General features: G+C 41.8%; 13 protein-coding genes. 3 read left to right on the top strand and 10 right to left on the bottom strand.

The annotated features are described in order from the left end of the window. Positions 1-6: 6 nt before the first annotated feature. Complete coding sequence (locus tag LI074_RS04165; protein ID WP_008705345.1) at positions 7-624, top strand: V-type ATP synthase subunit D; 618 nt, start codon at positions 7-9, stop codon at positions 622-624. 688 nt (positions 625-1,312) lie between these two features. On the opposite strand, the gene LI074_RS04160 is transcribed toward LI074_RS04165, so the two are convergent. Then, positions 1,313-2,026, bottom strand: a complete 714-nt coding sequence (locus LI074_RS04160) for a C40 family peptidase (RefSeq protein ID WP_055200181.1) — start codon at positions 2,024-2,026, stop codon at positions 1,313-1,315. A 280-nt stretch (positions 2,027-2,306) separates the two neighbouring features. Here LI074_RS04160 and LI074_RS04155 point away from each other — a divergent pair, with 280 nt between their 5' ends. Next, positions 2,307-4,076: a DUF885 domain-containing protein gene (locus LI074_RS04155; RefSeq protein ID WP_173697788.1), complete on the top strand. Its 1,770-nt coding sequence runs from the start codon at positions 2,307-2,309 to the stop codon at positions 4,074-4,076. A 130-nt stretch (positions 4,077-4,206) separates the two neighbouring features. Here LI074_RS04155 and LI074_RS04150 read toward each other — a convergent pair whose 3' ends face one another. The 6 genes from LI074_RS04150 to LI074_RS04125 form a co-directional block, all read right to left on the bottom strand. Continuing rightward, positions 4,207-6,843, bottom strand: coding sequence for a cation-translocating P-type ATPase (locus tag LI074_RS04150; protein WP_173697787.1), 2,637 nt, complete (start codon positions 6,841-6,843; stop codon positions 4,207-4,209). Between the two features lie 104 nt (positions 6,844-6,947). Next, the gene (locus tag LI074_RS04145; RefSeq protein WP_008705352.1) at positions 6,948-7,556 is read right to left on the bottom strand and encodes a TerD family protein; all 609 of its coding nucleotides are present in this window, start codon (positions 7,554-7,556) and stop codon (positions 6,948-6,950) included. Between the two features lie 27 nt (positions 7,557-7,583). Beyond that, positions 7,584-8,165 carry a TerD family protein gene (locus LI074_RS04140; RefSeq protein WP_008705353.1) on the bottom strand — a complete coding sequence of 194 codons (582 nt, stop codon included), beginning with the start codon at positions 8,163-8,165 and terminating at the stop codon, positions 7,584-7,586. Between the two features lie 97 nt (positions 8,166-8,262). Next, on the bottom strand, positions 8,263-8,844 hold the full coding sequence (locus tag LI074_RS04135; protein ID WP_055057770.1) for a TerD family protein: 582 nt from the start codon (positions 8,842-8,844) through the stop codon (positions 8,263-8,265). Between the two features lie 29 nt (positions 8,845-8,873). Beyond that, positions 8,874-10,028, bottom strand: a complete 1,155-nt coding sequence (locus LI074_RS04130; protein WP_020993224.1) for a toxic anion resistance protein — start codon at positions 10,026-10,028, stop codon at positions 8,874-8,876. Between the two features lie 6 nt (positions 10,029-10,034). Beyond that, a complete protein-coding gene (locus LI074_RS04125; RefSeq protein WP_173697786.1) occupies positions 10,035-12,308 on the bottom strand; it encodes a YceG family protein in 2,274 nt (757 codons plus the stop codon). Between the two features lie 321 nt (positions 12,309-12,629). On the opposite strand from LI074_RS04125, the gene LI074_RS04120 reads away from it, so the two are divergent. Then, on the top strand, positions 12,630-13,592 hold the full coding sequence (locus tag LI074_RS04120) for an HpcH/HpaI aldolase/citrate lyase family protein (RefSeq protein WP_022380521.1): 963 nt from the start codon (positions 12,630-12,632) through the stop codon (positions 13,590-13,592). Positions 13,593-13,604: 12 nt separating this feature from the next. On the opposite strand, the gene LI074_RS04115 is transcribed toward LI074_RS04120, so the two are convergent. From LI074_RS04115 to LI074_RS04105, 3 genes are read right to left on the bottom strand one after another with little or no spacing between them, the layout of a single operon-like run. Beyond that, positions 13,605-14,657 carry a cysteine protease StiP family protein gene (locus tag LI074_RS04115; RefSeq protein WP_173697785.1) on the bottom strand — a complete coding sequence of 351 codons (1,053 nt, stop codon included), beginning with the start codon at positions 14,655-14,657 and terminating at the stop codon, positions 13,605-13,607. A 1-nt stretch (position 14,658) separates the two neighbouring features. After that, a complete protein-coding gene (locus tag LI074_RS04110) occupies positions 14,659-15,765 on the bottom strand; it encodes a phosphoribosyltransferase domain-containing protein (protein ID WP_173697784.1) in 1,107 nt (368 codons plus the stop codon). An 11-nt stretch (positions 15,766-15,776) separates the two neighbouring features. After that, positions 15,777-16,214, bottom strand: coding sequence for a MarR family winged helix-turn-helix transcriptional regulator (locus LI074_RS04105; protein ID WP_022380519.1), 438 nt, complete (start codon positions 16,212-16,214; stop codon positions 15,777-15,779). Positions 16,215-16,305 lie beyond the last annotated feature (91 nt).

Below are 16,305 nucleotides of genomic sequence, written 5' to 3'. Positions count from 1 at the left end.
GATTACATGGATCCGAATACCTTTCCCACCAAGGGAAACCTGATACTTGCAAAGAACTCACTGAAGCTTTCCCGTCAGGGCTATGAGCTGATGGACAAGAAGCGTAACATCCTGATTCGTGAAATGATGGAGCTGATCGATCAGGCAAAGGATATCCAGACACAGATTGATGTGACTTTCCGCACTGCCTATACAGCACTGCAGAAAGCCAATATGGAGATTGGTATCGCCTTTGTCCAGCAGATCGCGTGTACGGTTCCTGTCGAGAACTCTATACGCATTAAAACCCGAAGTGTTATGGGTACGGAAATTCCTCTGGTGGAATATGACAAAACCACTAACACTCCCACCTATGCCTACTACAGCACAAAGATGTCTCTGGACGAAGCCAAGGCTGCCTTTGAAAAGGTAAAAGAGCTGTCCATCCGCCTGTCCATGGTGGAAAATGCAGCCATCCGCCTTGCAGCCAATATCAAGAAAACTCAGAAACGTGCCAATGCTCTGAAGAATATCACTATTCCGAAGTACGAGGCACTGACCAAAGATATCCAGAATGCACTGGAGGAGAAAGAACGTGAGGAATTTACCCGTCTGAAAGTCATCAAACGGATGAAACAAAAATAGTATATATCAGAAATCAGCCGGATGAATATTTACTATTCATCCGGCTGATTTTATCTGACGTATGATAAAGATATCTATAGCAATCCTCGTAAATAATACATTTAAGACAGTTCAGCAGAGTGCGAAAGACAAGGAAGATATCTGCAGGCGTGCTGACGCACGGCAAAGATATCTGACACAGGACTTCATGTTATGTGGATAATATCTGTGAAAAGTTATCCCCACCCGAATTCATTTTGTGCATTTCTCATCCACATCTGTCTCTCCTATGTGGAAATTTCCTGTTTCTGTCAAATGTATTCTTTTTTTCATTGTTGTTGTATTTTTTAGTAGAATATCTTTTTGAATATTCTGATTATTTTTATATATATTGTTATATTTTGTATTTTTTGTACAATATTATATGTTTTTTAGAATATAAAAAAGTCAATAGATTTGTGGATTTTTTCGTCCAAAAATGTCGATTTATCATTTTACACAAAACATCTGTTTCTTTTTTCCTTATGTAAATCGAGTATTCCACATACATAAAATGTGGATAATGTGGATAACTTTGTGTATAACTTTAATTTACGGGATTTTTCAATAACCGGGTATGTGGATAGAGTGTGTATGACTTTATCCACTTTTCCCACCTCTCGACATTCTTTGTGCAATTTGTCGAATCATATAATTTTAGGCGTTACAGCTATTCCATGAACGTACCTACAGCTGCCGGCTTCTCATAATCATAATCGGAAATCTTGATTCCTGTAGCAGCATTACTGGCATGAATAATCTTTCCATCTCCGATATAAAGTGCCACATGATCAATATATCCGTTTCCGTAGAATACCAGATCTCCCGGCTCAAGCTGGCTGATATCTTTCTTTGTGGAGGCATCACACTGCGCTGCAGCCACACGTGGAAGACTGTAACCGAAATTGGCAAATACAGACATTACAAATCCTGAGCAGTCTGCACCGTTTGTAAGACTTGTTCCGCCATAAACATAAGGATTTCCTTCAAACTGCAGCGCAAAGTTTACCACTTCCTGTCTCTTTGCCAGACGTTTCGCTTCTGCTTCTTCGGCAATTTTTTTCTTTGTATCCTCAACTGTCTGCTGAATACTCTCCAGCGCGGCTGTTTTTTCCTGCTCTGCCTTCTCAGAAGCCTTTTCCGCTTTCTCTACTCTTCGTTCTTCACGAATCTGAGCTGCTTCCTCTTCTTTCGCAACAAACTCCTGTGTCTGTTCCTCTGTCTGCTTCGCCAGTGTACTTGCCAGAGCACTTACACTTCCTGTTCCATCAGAAAACGCTGATGCGCCATCATCAAACTGTGCTGCGCTTACACATACCCCCTGTGTCAGAACCACAGAGCTCATAATTGCTGCCATCAAAATTGTCTTTATTTTATTATTCATTTTACTAATCAACTCCTGTTATACATCGTTGTAAAATTATTACATTTTTATTACGTTTTGTTACGCATTTGTGTATGTTAACATAACATCCCAATTTTGTCAAATGAAAAAAGTGTGACGAGCATTTGGAATGAATTTTGGCTTGTATGTCTCAGGATTTTGGCATATTTATGCCAAAACACCTCGCGGGATAATGGTGTGTGAACAGTAATGATGTTACCGAAAGCATACTTCATGCCTTCCTTCAATAAGATAGTAAAAAGCAGATTCCGAGGTGGATATGCGTATTTATAAAAATATCCCTAAAAGAATCCTCAGCCTGTGTCTGGTCTTTGCCATTGGCATCAGCATGGGTGTTCTCTCCGACCACTTTGTTTCTGAAAACTCCCGTTTTCAGACCTTTACGGAAAAATTATTCCGGTCCGAAGTATGCAGCAATACCCTCACCCTTCACTACACTCTTGCACACCCTGAAAAAAAAGGTATCAGAAAGCCCGAGGCAACTCTTGGAACTGCACTTTCTGACCCGGCTAAGACCACCAGTCTCTGTCAGGAATATGAGAAAGAGCTGAAATCCTTTGCCTATTCCAAGCTCTCCGAAGAAAACCGGCTTACCTGTGATATGCTTCTTCTCTATTTTCACACCAGAGCCTCCCTTGGAAAAAACAGCGCCCTGGATGAGCCGCTGGGACCAGGCCTGGGTGTGCAGGCACAACTTCCCATTCTTCTGGCGGAATATACTTTCCGGACAAAAGAAGATATCTCTGATTATCTGAAACTTCTGAGTACCGTCAGGCCATATTTTCAAAGTATTATAAAACTGGAAAAGCAGAAATCCCAGTCAGGGCTTTTCATGAGCGACACAACTCTGGACCGTATCCTGAAACAATGTCATTCTTTTGTCGCGAATCCTGATTCCAACTACATGGATGATATTTTCGCGCAGAAACTGAAAGCTTTCTCCAACCCTGCATTTAGCAGCGAAGATCAGAAAAAACTCTGTACATATCATCATAAACTGATCTTAACCGAAGTGATCCCTGCTTATCAGGAACTGGCAGACAGTCTGGAAAGTCTTCGCGGTACAGGCAAAAGCAGCCGGGGCCTGGCATTTTTTGAGGGTGGGCGTGAATATTACCTCTACCTGCTGCAAAGCCAGACAGGAACCTATGTACCTGTCGGACAAATTGAAAAAAGACTGTCAGCTCAGCTTTTGTCCGACTATCGGGAGATATCTTCCCTGCTGAAACAGAATTCCTCCCTGATCGACAGGCTGAATCAATGTTCCGGTGAACTTACGCTGACACCGACTCAGATGCTTGAGAAGCTTCCGGAATTGATGAAAAAAGATTTCCCGGAACTGAAAGATGCCTCTTACGAACTCCGCACCGTTCATCCTTCCATGAAAAAATTCTTAAGTCCTGCTTTTTACCTCACGCCGCCTGTGGATACCCGAACCCCCAACGTAATCTATATCAACGATTCCGGACGTACCTCTTCTCTGGAACTTTTCGGCACACTGGCACATGAAGGATTTCCCGGCCATCTTTACCAGACAGTTTCTTTTGCCGAAAACAATCCCTCTAACATCAGATATCTGGTCACCTCCTCCGGTTACGTGGAAGGCTGGGCAACCTACGTGGAATCCTACGGCTATGAATATGCCGCCTCCCTCATGAAGGATCCGGATTCTGCCAAAAATGCTGTCCGGCTTGCCTGGTTAAACAGGAGTATGAATCTGTGCATTTACTCCCTGATCGATATCGGCATTCATTACAGGGGCTGGGATGCAGCCCGCACTGCTGTCTTTCTGAAAGCATTTGGCATCAACAATGCTTCCACTGCTGCCGAAATCTATCAGTATATTGTGGAAACTCCCGGTAACTATCTGAAATACTATTGGGGATATCTGAATTTCCTTGACTTGAAAACAGTCTGTCAGAAAAAACTTGGAGATGATTTCGACCTGAAAGAATTTCACCGCCGGATTCTGGACATCGGACCTGTACAGTTTCCGGTTCTGGAAAAATACATGAAGCAATGGAATTAACAGCTTCATATAGCTTTTCTATAGTAATTCCATAAAATGTCCTGACTGTAATATGTGTGCTCACAAAAATGGGACTGCCGCACTGTTATTACCTGCGACAGCCCCATAATTATTATTTCATACGTATTGTTTACCTGCTCATGATTGCTTTTCTGATAAGATCCACCGGTATAATAAGTACTGCAAGTACCATGGATACCAGTAATGCCTTTGGCTCAAGCAGAGTTGTGCTAAATACTTTTCCGCCGATTTCAATGATAATGGTCTGAAGAACAAAGATTGCTCCCATTACCAGTACGAAGTTCTTATTCTCCCCGATATGCTCAAACAGATTAAACTTCTCAGATCTGGTATTCAGACTGTTAAAGATGATCGCATAAATGAAGAACGCAAACATAAATGTTTTCTCATAAAGCTCCGGATCTGCACAGCCCGCAGGGATTACCCAACTGGTAATGCCGCCGATATTCTCAAGTATCAGGATAGAACCAAGGGTAATAAATATTGCACTTACTCCGATCGCTGACTTGATGTACGGAGTCAGAATGTTATCTGTTCTCTTTGCCGGCTGATCTTTCATATATCTGTCAAGAATAGGTTCTCCACCGAACGCCATGGCAGCCAGTGTATCCATGATCAGGTTGATCCAGAGGATCTGGACAATGGAAAACGGCTCTGTCCATCCCAGGATCGGTGCAATGATATTCATTAACAGAGTACTGATATTTACAGTAAGCTGGAAAATGAGGAATTTTCCAACAGATTTCGCCATAGTCCTGCTGTTAAGCACACAGTCTTTAATGGAAGTCAGACTGTTATTAAGGATAACAACATCTCCTGCCTCCTGTGCAACTGCTGTACCATCTCCCATTGCAAAACCAATGTCTGCCTGTTTTAATGCGGGAGCATCGTTCACACCGTCACCGGTCATGCCACAGACATTATCAATCTGCTGTGAAAGAGATACCAGTCTTTTCTTATCAAGCGGTTTCGCACGGCTTACCACTCTCAGGTTCGGGAGAACTTTCTTCAGCTCTTCATCTGATAATTTCTCCATTTCTTCATGGGTAAGAACCACATCCTTCTTCTCATCTGCAAGAATACCTGCCTCTTTTGCAATGGCTACTGCAGTTTCCTCTGCATCACCGGTAACCATAACTACCTGGATTCCTGCATCATTGAGAATCTGAACAGTCTCAACCGCATCTGTTCTGACATTATCACGCAGACACAGAACTGCCATAAGAACAGTCTTTCCATCGCTGATTTTCGCTACGGAGAGAAGCTTCATGGTTCTCTTTGCCTGTGCATGCATCTGCTCTTCTACTTTATCTTTATCTGCCTTTGTAAACTCTCTTTCTTCCCCGTCCGGAAGCATGTAATGTGTTACTTTATCAATGATATTCTCTGTAGCACCCTTCCAGTAAACAAGTCCGTTTTTCAATTTTACAGTGGCACATTTCTTCTCAGAATCAAATCCACTGATCTCTTCTACCTTCTCCGGATCATTGTCAGAATCATTATAACCATGATCAATGGCATAAGAGAGCAGTGCTCTGTCCATGTTGTTACTTCCGATTGCCTTTCCCTCTGAGGAAATCTTTGCAAGGTTATTCAGAGTGATAGCTTCTATAAACTCCCTGCTCTGAATGGAATCCACAATCTCACCGTTACCTGTGATAAATTCTACCAGTGACAGGTTACCCTGTGTGATCGTTCCGGTTTTATCACTGAACAGCACGTTCATATAAGCAGAATCTGAAAATGCCGCCTTGTGGCTGACAAGAATATTCTTTTTATACATGGACTCTGTATTCATTGACTGAACCAAACTGTTCATCATCGGGAGTCCCTCTGGAACTGCCATGATCACGATAGAAGCCATAAGCATAACTGCTTCCGCTATTACAAGGAGAACGGAAACAACAGTGATTGCCTGATCTGCCCTGATCAGAGTCAGGACAACATGAAGGATACCTGCGATCGCTGCAGCTGACACACCCAGTTTACCGATACCTGCTGCCACACCCTCCAGCTTCAGGCTGGAAGTATCTTTTCGCTCTTCTTCCTCGGAGGTATCTGTCAGAGCTTTGTTTATCTTTCCTAATTCAGAACTGTCTCCGATAACAGTTGCGATCATGTAACCTTCGCCTGAAGTCACAACAGAACCCATAAAGACTTTTCCATGTGAGGAGTAATCCGTAGATTCTGCCTCGTCCATATTGGTGACTGCTGCTTTGTTCTCATCTCTTGATTCACCGTTTAATGCCGCCTGAGATACTTTGATCTTACCTTCAAATAACAGACCATCTGCCGGAACCTTATCTCCTGCCTGGATAAGGATCGTATCACCTTTAACGATTTCACTGGTAAGAATATTGACCAGCTTTCCGTCTCTTACAACTTTGGCATAAGTTTTGCTGTATTCTTCCTGAAGCGCCTCACTTCTTGAAGTATTTCTGTACTCTGACAGGGTACTGAAACCGGTAGCAAGTGCGATTGCGATCACAATACTGATGATCTCCACAACATCATTTCCGCCGGATAATGCAGGGACAAAGATTCCCAGCACAGCCAGGATAACTTTAAGAGCCAGAGCCGCACATAATACCTTAATCCAGATGTCATCAAATGCACCGATAAACATGGACCAGAGTGATTCAGTCTCTTTCTTCGCCAGCTCATTGGTGCCGTACTTCGCCTTGCTCTCGCTGACCTGCTGTCCGGACAGGCCCTGCATTCGCTCCTCTTTGTTTATTTCATTCATAATAATTAACCTCCTCTTTCGGGTTTTGCAACTGTTCAATCATGGACAGACAGTTACCGGATTTTATATAAAAAGAGGAACCATAACAGCTCCTCTTTTTATTTTCACACAAATCTCTGGCAGAGTTCCCCAAGTCCGGGATCTGTTGTGCCATTTCCTACGGCGTTGAATTTCCATTCACCGTTATACCTGTATATTTCCCCAAAAATCATCGCAGTCATACCTGAATAATTCTCAGTTAAATTATATTTGCACATTTCTTTATTGTTTCTGGCATCAACCAGACGGATAAATGCATTCTGGATCATTCCAAAATGCTGTTTTCTCTTTACTGCCTGATAGATATTGACAACAATGACAATCTTATCATATTCAGCCGGAACTCTTGACAGATCAATAACGATCTGCTCATCATCTCCCTCGCCTGCTCCTGTAAGATTGTCTCCCATATGATTGACTGTCCCGGATTTATGTTTCAGGTTGCCGAAATATACCAGGTCTGTTTTATCTGTAAATTTACCATTTTTCAACATGATTGCAGAAGCGTCGCAGTCGATTGCCTGATGTGATGAAGAACCAAATAATGCACCAAACAATCCACCACCGCCGGATGGCTTTGCCTCATCCCAGCCAAGTCCCACGATCACCTTTGCTAATCCTGCATGCTCCTTTGACAGATTTACCTTCTGTCCTTTCTGTAAGCTTACTGACATTTTCGTCCCTCCTGTTGCCCTCCGGCACTATTCTACGTCTACACCATAACTGTTGCACAAAGCAGCCAGACCACCCTGATAACCACTTCCAATGGCATTAAATTTCCATTCGTCACCATTCTTGTACAGTTCACCAAATACAACTGCTGTTTCAATAGAGAAATCTTCTCCAAGATCATATCTGAGGATTTCTTCTCCTGTCACTTCATTGAAGATTCTCACAAAGGCATTAGAAACCTGTCCGAAATTCTGGCGTCTTGCCTCTGCATCATAGATGGTAACTGTAAATGCAATCTTTGTGATATTGGCAGGAATCTTTGACAGATCGATCTTAATCTGCTCATCATCTCCGTCTCCGGCACCTGTAAGGTTGTCTCCCATATGCTGGACTGCTCCGGACGGATGTACAAGATTTCCATAGAATACAAAATCGTTCGAATCAGAAACCCTTCCGGAATCTGTCAGACAGAACGCTGCTGCATCCAGATCGAAATCCCCGCCTGTGTCAAAAGCATTGATATCCCATCCGATACCTACAACTACATTCTTAAGTCCCGGGTTACCTTTTGTAAGACTGACCTTCTGTCCTTTTTTTAAACTAACTGGCATATATTTTTCCTCCCATATTGTCTTATCCGCTTCGCTATACAGCTCCATACCTGATAACTGTTTAGTATTTTTACCAAACAGCCGACTGTCTCTTATATTACGCTACTTCAATACCATAATGACCGCAGAGCGCTGCAAGTCCACCTTGGAATCCGCTTCCGATGGCATTAAACTTCCACTCTCCGTTATGTCTGTAAAGTTCTCCTACAACTACTGCTGTTTCAATGGAGAAGTCCTCCCCAAGATCATAATGGATCAGTTCCACCTCATTGGATTCATCTACCAGACGGATGTAAGAGTTTGAAACCTGTCCGAAGTTCTGACGTCTTGCTTCTGCATCATAAATGGTAACTGTAAACGCAATTCTCTCAATATTTGCCGGAACCTTTGACAGATCAATCATGATCTGCTCATCATCACCTTCACCCTCACCGGTAAGGTTATCTCCCATGTGGATGACTGATTCACTGGCATGCTTCAGATTGCCATAGAAAATGAATTCTTTCTCTGTAGGGCATTTTCCGTTGGCACCAAGCATAAATGCTGCTGCATCCAGGTCAAAATCCGAACCTGAATCAAAAGCGTTTACATCCCATCCAAGTCCTACCATGATCTTCTTAAGTCCCGGATTCTTCTTTGTTAAATCTACCTTCTGTCCTTTTGATAAATTAATAGGCATATCATTCATCCTCCCTTTTTTCTGTGTTTTTATTTTCTTACCGGTGGCACATTGTATTGTTTGTTAAAATCCTGTTTGATTGCCTCCAGACGAACCTGATCCTCCTGGCGTTTCTTTCTGGCATCTTCCTGGATCCTTCTTGTCTCTTCGATTCCATTTGTAATGGTTGCCCATGTCTTCTCAAGAGTCTCAATCTGAATGGAACTTCCGGATGCCATTTTAGCTGTCATCTTCGATACATCTACTGTATTCTGGGCATTCTTAAGAAGCATCTCATTTGTTTTCTTATCCAGTTCTGCAATAGATTCTGCCTGTATCTTCTGCCTTTTCAGAAGAATTGCCTGCGCAAGTGCCTGCTTAAATACAGGAAGCGTAACGATAAACGCAGAATTGATCTTTCTCACCAGATTGTAATTGCTGAACTCCATAGTCTTTATCATGGGAATGGACTGCATTGCCACATTCTCTGCTGTTCTCAGATCCTGTGTCCTCTGTTCCAACATCATCAGTGCCTGATTCAGACTGGTAAGTTCAAACTGAATAGACTGATCTCCCGTATTCTCCATATCCTGCTGTCTCTGGGCAATGTAGGCTTCAATCTCTTTACATGCCTGTTCTCCTGCAAGGATATATTTCACCAGTTCATGATAATAATCCACATTGGTCTTAAACATGGTATCCAGCTTTTTATTGGACTGTTTGATTTCAGACTCATATCCTTTAAGCTGAACATAAATCTTATCAACTTCTTCGCCCATTGTGTGATACTTGGCCAGTATCTTATCCAGCTGTTTTCTGAAATTTCCGAAAAGCTTTCCGAAAAGTCCCGGATTATCCTTAATTTCATTAATGTCAAACTGATCCATGATCTTTGCCAGCGATTTAAGCATCTCGCTTGTCTCATTAAGCTGCGACATATTCATGCTGTTGAGGACCACATCAGATGCCTTGGAAATCTCCTCTGCTGCTTTCGCACCAAAAGATACAATGGTATCCATATTGTAAACTTCGATCGTGCTGACAATATCGTCCACTTCTTTTGAATTGACCAGCTCAGCATTCATCTGCTGCCTGTCAGCGACAATATCATATTTCTCCACAACTTCAATCTCATTTTTCTCCTGAAGACCATTACCGGCCTGAGCAGGATTTCCCATAGATGATTTACCGAAATCAAGTCCCATAATCTACTAACCTCTCCTGAAAAGTTTTCTCCGCCATGAGGGGCGGGTACTGTTTGTCGAAATGTTATTCAGATCCGGAACCTGCATATCGTATTTATATTCCCCGATCTGGTGCTCTTCCATCAGTTTTTCTGCAAAGTAGTTCTCCACACTCTGATAGCCTGTAGGGACAAAAAACAGAATGTCAAATCCTGCCAGGTTCAGGAATGTTACAAGAATCGAATCCTGAAGTGAAATCATCGTCTCCCCTGTATTAATATATATCAGTTTCGGATTCTTTTTTGTAAAATCAAATTTCTGGATCAGACGCAGAATCTCCTTCGGCAGATCCAGAATCTGCGCGATCACTGTATATTCTGTACCATTTTCCCCAATACCCTTTATCAGTTTCCGCTCGATCAGAAGCTGCAGCTTGTCAAGTATAAATTCCTGCATTTCCTCCCGAAGAAGATGATAAGGATATCTGGGATGATTCTTTATTTTATTCCGCAGAAGCTTTCCGTTTTTATAAAATTCTACGGCAAAGGCTTTCATTGGACCGGAGGCAGTTGGTTCAATGTACGGAGCACTTTTCACAACAACAGTATCCTCTGTGATCAGTGCTGCTATTGATTCCCAGTACTGAGAAACACTTCCATCCTTCACTCCTGAGATTTTTGAAAAAATAACCGGAATATTTACCACACCGTTAACTGTGCTGAAATTAGGTCTGTATTTCAATTCCTGATCCCACAGTAGTTTTATCTCTTCATACATGGTCTGCAGATTGATAACATTCGCCTTCACATACTGCTGATTTCTGTATATCCCACTGTCCTGATACATCAGAGTATCAAGTTCTCTTTCCGCATGATAAGCGGCTGTTCCAATCTTTACCTGAGAACTCTCTTCCGGATATTCTGTGATCGCCAGACTCTCCGGATAGTTGACCTCATACAGAAGTTTATCTTCCAGACAGCACTTAATGTTCAGATCAGGACATAAGATCAGCACATCCAGTGGCAGCCGCCCAAGGAAACTCATAAACAGAGCTTCGTTTTCATTCCGGCAGCCCCCCAGATAAATAAAGCATCCAATCTCCGGTGATTTCCAGTTTATGAACAGCTTCGGCAGATATCTTCTCATCCAGCACAGCAGATACACTGCCCTGTTTGTCAGTCTGTTAAGATTTTCCCCTTCCTTCTGAGATTCAGCCAGCATAACATCCACAAATGTTTTATGCAGGATCCGCTGAAGCTCCGGATTGGCTCCATACTGTATATTACACGCAAGTCCCAGGAGCATCTGATCTCCGGATGTATAGTTTGACCTCTTTATCTCTGAAATTTCCTGCGGCGTTGGTCTTGGAATCTCTTTACTTACGACCACCGTATTTCTCTTTGAATTTCTCAGTTCCTGCTGCAATCTGAACAGTTCATTTGCATAAGTAAGCTTATCTTCTGCCCCGTTTATCCTGCAGAAACAGTTATAAAAAAAACGGCTGTCATTTCCCCTTAACAGAATGCTCTCGCGGATATCATCCAGGCCGTTTCCCTTTATCCATGCATTTGTACAATTTGTAAGCGAAGGTCTGATTCCATACAGTCTCTCATTGTTAAGTTCATTCTGAATCTCATCTCTGACCTTTTTCACACAATATCCCTGCGGAAATGGCTGCAAACCTTCCATCTGCAAACTGTCTGAAAGAACGGAACCCGGATCTGTTTTCAGATATCCCTGATCCCCTGCATACTGAAGCAGTACTACATCACAGCCTGCATTGGAAAGAATCGATATGAGCATTAACTCATAATTGCTTATCTGCCCTTCATATAATATTTTAGGGATATGGTTCTCTCCAAGCTGATTTACAATGCGTTCAAATTTATAATACAGCCAGCACATGAACTTGATATATGCGTTCCTGAGCATATTCTCGGTTTTCCCGGCTTTTCGCAGGGAATCCAGAGAGTCATAAATGGAGGCTGCCACATTCTGTCTCTGAAACTCATTCATCCTTGGCAGCCATTTTCTCAGACTGACATGGATAAAATCCATACTCATCTGAAAATCCATTCCCATTATTTCATTATAATATGCAAGATTCCCCTCATCGGGATTAGGTATCTTCCCTTCGATAACCACTCCGGTTCTTCTTGCTGTATCATAATATTTCTTTATAAATTCGCCGACTTCTTCAGAATATCCGTTGATACGGTAGAAATAAACACCTTTCTCCCGCCTGCTGTTCAGTTCGACAAAATAATCACTGAGGTTTTGAATTTTTTTGTGTTCCAACATATAAGTATCTCACCTTCAATATCTGCTTATCTTATTTCTGTTCATGATAAGTTCTACAGTAATTTCATAAAATAATGCGGAACCATAATTTTCTCCAAATTTTCGTATAAATTCTACCTCAAAATTGTATCATATTGCTATTTATATTTCAAGAAAATTCCCCTGTTCTTTCTATGGCTTATTCCCCTGAAATGTGCTATGATGTAGCTGCTGACTCGGTCCTTCACACTGTGATGGACCGGATTACCTGCAGTATTTTATTGAATTTCTATAAGGTACCCTATTTACGGGAATTTTTGTAGATATGTCAGAAGGAGTGTTATGAAAAATAATGTTTTATATTACAGTGTAGGTCCATTACTCTATTGTCCTGCCAACAGAATATCCATCACTGATTCTCTGATAAATGAAAGATTCGGAAACAGATTTTCTCTTGCTCTCTGTCTTGAAGATACCATAAACGACGATCATGTTGAAGAAGCCGAGCAGATACTGATTTCTTCTCTCAGCCAGATATTCATACAGCATGAACAAAAGCCATTCTATCTGCCCAAAATATTTATCCGGGTTCGGAATCCACAGCAGATTCAGAGATTAACAAAAGCTCTTGGGCAATCCATTAAGATTGTTACCGGTTTCATCGTCCCTAAATTCAGCCCGGATAACGCACAAAGTTATATTGAGCAGATGATCCTCGTCAATGAACTTGTCGCAAAAAAGCTTTACATGATGCCTATTTACGAAAGTCCTTCCATTATAGATTTGCGAAACAGAATTGATATTCTCTATTTGTTAAGGGATTCTTTAGCCAGAATTGAAGATCTTATATTGAATATACGTGTTGGCGGAAATGATCTGTGCCATATGTTTGGGTTTCGCAGACATGCCAATGAATCTATTCACAGCATCAGACCTGTTTCAGATATTTTCTCAGATATTATCACTGTATATGGTATGGATTATGTGATTTCCGGTCCTGTATGGGAATATTATGCCGGTGACAGCTGGAAAGAAGGAATGATTCAGGAAATCCGGGAGGACAGACTTTGCGGTTTCATCGGAAAAACCGTTATCCACCCTTCACAGATCCCTGTAGTAAACAGAGCTTATCAGGTTTCACGAAATGACTACCTTGACGCACGGGCGATTTTAAACTGGAATGCTGATTCTGCTTCCCTTGTTGCAGGAAGCAAAACCAGAGAAAGAATGAATGAATATAAAACCCATCTGAACTGGGCTAAGAAAACAGTTTATCTTTCAGAAGTTTTCGGAATAACAGAATAAGTATTACCCTTCTCATGCATCCGCAAGCTTCTTAATGATTCCACAGCATTTATAATGTGTAAGTGGATAGTATTCTACAGGTGTATGTTTCTCTTCGGCAAGTCTGACAATATGCTTCAACTGAGGATTTCCCTTATATCGCTCATCGATCAGCACCTTCCAGGGAATTCTCCTCAGTAATACTCTTGTTGTCTCTCCGATCCCCGGTTTGATCAGATTAATATCGTCAATACCGAAATTCTTTCCTATATTTATTACCTCATCAATACCCTGACTTTCCACTCTTTCTTCCAGATCAGGTGTATTCTCCATATTAAATTTCTTTTCAATGGTTTCAATAAAGTCATATGACAAATCAGAATCTGTCAGTTCTCCGTAATAGACTGCCCCATGGAAATCATCTCTGCCTATTATGTCATCTCTCAGAAAAGTACGGCTGATAAGGCCGGATACTGTACTGTTCAGGCAAGAACTTGGGATCAGGATATCTTCATGTGTTCCGCAAAGCTCCGTAACATTTGCCGGATCTGCCACTACCGCTATGTCAGCAGAAACCCCTTCATATGCAGAGATATCTTTCTTCAATTCATTCAGGATCGCACCCTTGCCAATCCATCCGTCCACAAATAAAATCTGCTGCGGTCTGTACTTTTCAAGCAGATACTTCATGGCATTATCGTCAATCCCTCTTCCTCTGATAATTGAAATGGAATAATGCGGCACATTTATACCATATTTGAATTTGATGTATCGCTTCACAAGGATACCAATTGGGATTCCCGCTCTGGCAAGGGATACCAGGACAATTTTCTTTCCCTTATTCTCTATGATCTTATCTGCCAGCATTCCTACTGCATTGGCAACCGGCTTCGCATAATGTTTCAGCGCATTATGATATACCTGCATATACTGATCTGTAGGAACATATTCAACAGGCAGCATCTCGCTGTAATGTTTTCCGGACTGAATCAGTTTCTCCCGCACTTTGGCAGGCTGAGGTTCTACCAGCCCGGTAATATCCTTCAATAATAAAATCACATCTTCTTCTGAATAGGAACTTCTCAAATCAGCACCACCTTACAACTGTAATATCCTTGTTCTGCATCCGGACAGCATTTATCAGCGTTTCCTGACTCTCCTTTATTTCCGGGGAATCTGTGACAATCAATACCTTGTCATATTTTCCTATATCGTAAATAAACGTTCTCCTGTCCGGATCATATAAACTTTTCAGTTCATATCTGCTGTGAAGGGGATACTCTTTTTCCAGACTCACAGCAATGGGACTTCTTGTAGTCGAATGGCACCTTACTTCGGCTCCCTCTTTTTCCATCTTTCTTCCGATATAAAGTGCAGGGAACATAAACTCCTCAGTGCCGATCACCAGTATTCTTTTGCCAGATATATTATCAGCCATATTTCCGGTTTTCTCCCGGATTTCTCTCCACAGATTCTCACATGCTTCTTCATATTTCCCGGAATCAATCAGTCTGCGGGCATCCATCCGGTTTTTAACATAAATCGTTGTATACTCTGCGACCTTATCCGGACATTTATAATAAAATCCGTCTCCCTTAAATGTTTCTGCTCTGTCTCCGTAAGTACTGTGATCCGTTTTTACCAGATAATACAGGGAAATCCCCTGTCTCTTATAACATTCCAGATTCTCCTCGCTCATTCCGTTGAACAGAGATGCTACTGAATATTTAAATTTTCCGTCATATTCCCTGTCAAGAATACTGATGATATTCCGAATTGTTTTTCCGGTAGTTACTTCATCCTCGATAAATATGATCCGATCCGTCTCCGCCACTGCTCTGTCAATATCATCTTTTACCAGCTTCTGCTCTGTGGCATGGCTGTGTTCCTCGGAAAAAAACAGATAATTCACGCCGGGAATAACTTCTCTGGTGGTCTGAATATAATCTGCCCCCACAGTAATCGCTGCCTGAGCACCTATGGCAGTTGCTGTCTCCGCAAAGCCCACCAGCAAAAGTTTTTCATCTTTGTATTTCTCCCTGAAAGTATCTGCCAGAGCAGCAAATAAATCCAGTGCCTTTGATGGCACTACCGGAATATGCTTTCCCTGAAGCGGATCCACTACCAGATAGTTTCTCTTCGTATTATTTTCCCTTTTTGCGATCTTTACTAAATCCTTCTCAGTATATTCCATCTTTACTCCTTCTACTGATATGATCTGAAAAATGCCTGCAGCTTGGTCAGAGCTTTCGTCAATGCCTCTGTCTCCTCCACATTTAGGCCTTTAAGTACAGCCAGTACCATTTTCTCATGGAAATCTTTATGATGGTAATAAGCTTTCTTCCCCTGTTCTGTCAGGGAGATCAGCACAACCCTTCGGTCCTCCTGACTTCTCATACGCTGGATATATCCCTTCTTTACAAGATTATTCACAGCGATCGTCAATGTACCCACAGTCACATTCAGTTCTCTGGCTACTGTTGACATATTCTTCTGTTCCCGGATACCTACTGCATTAATAATGTGCATATCATTGACGGAAATATTCTTATATTCTCCCGTAATCAATGCCCGTTCTTCCAGGTCCAGAATCTCATTAAATAAATTGACCAGTACATCATTAATTGCCTCATAATGGTTCATCCGGTTACCTCCCTCTTTTTGCTTAAGCAATTCCATATAGCATTGCTGTAGCATGTTTGTACATTATGGTTATATTGCTACCTATTATACA

The organism is Blautia sp. MSK18_10, from assembly GCF_020553185.1.
GTDB classification, from domain to species: domain Bacteria; phylum Bacillota; class Clostridia; order Lachnospirales; family Lachnospiraceae; genus Blautia_A; species Blautia_A wexlerae.
Note: the sequence above shows the minus strand (reverse complement) of the source record. Positions and strands in the feature narration are given on the sequence as shown.

Bases quoted from the DNA above. Each gene is read 5' to 3' on its own strand.
- LI074_RS04150 (WP_173697787.1), bottom strand. From the start codon at position 6,843: ATGAATGAAATAAACAAAGAGGAGCGAATGCAGGGCCTGTCCGGACAG.
- LI074_RS04140 (WP_008705353.1), bottom strand. From the start codon at position 8,165: ATGCCAGTTAGTTTAAAAAAAGGACAGAAGGTCAGTCTTACAAAAGGT.
- LI074_RS04125 (WP_173697786.1), bottom strand. From the start codon at position 12,308: ATGTTGGAACACAAAAAAATTCAAAACCTCAGTGATTATTTTGTCGAA.
- LI074_RS04130 (WP_020993224.1), bottom strand. From the start codon at position 10,028: ATGGGACTTGATTTCGGTAAATCATCTATGGGAAATCCTGCTCAGGCC.
- LI074_RS04160 (WP_055200181.1), bottom strand. From the start codon at position 2,026: ATGAATAATAAAATAAAGACAATTTTGATGGCAGCAATTATGAGCTCT.
- LI074_RS04155 (WP_173697788.1), top strand. From the start codon at position 2,307: ATGCGTATTTATAAAAATATCCCTAAAAGAATCCTCAGCCTGTGTCTG.
- LI074_RS04105 (WP_022380519.1), bottom strand. From the start codon at position 16,214: ATGAACCATTATGAGGCAATTAATGATGTACTGGTCAATTTATTTAAT.
- LI074_RS04145 (WP_008705352.1), bottom strand. From the start codon at position 7,556: ATGTCAGTAAGCTTACAGAAAGGACAGAAGGTAAATCTGTCAAAGGAG.
- LI074_RS04135 (WP_055057770.1), bottom strand. From the start codon at position 8,844: ATGCCTATTAATTTATCAAAAGGACAGAAGGTAGATTTAACAAAGAAG.
- LI074_RS04120 (WP_022380521.1), top strand. From the start codon at position 12,630: ATGAAAAATAATGTTTTATATTACAGTGTAGGTCCATTACTCTATTGT.
- LI074_RS04110 (WP_173697784.1), bottom strand. From the start codon at position 15,765: ATGGAATATACTGAGAAGGATTTAGTAAAGATCGCAAAAAGGGAAAAT.
- LI074_RS04165 (WP_008705345.1), top strand. From the start codon at position 7: ATGGATCCGAATACCTTTCCCACCAAGGGAAACCTGATACTTGCAAAG.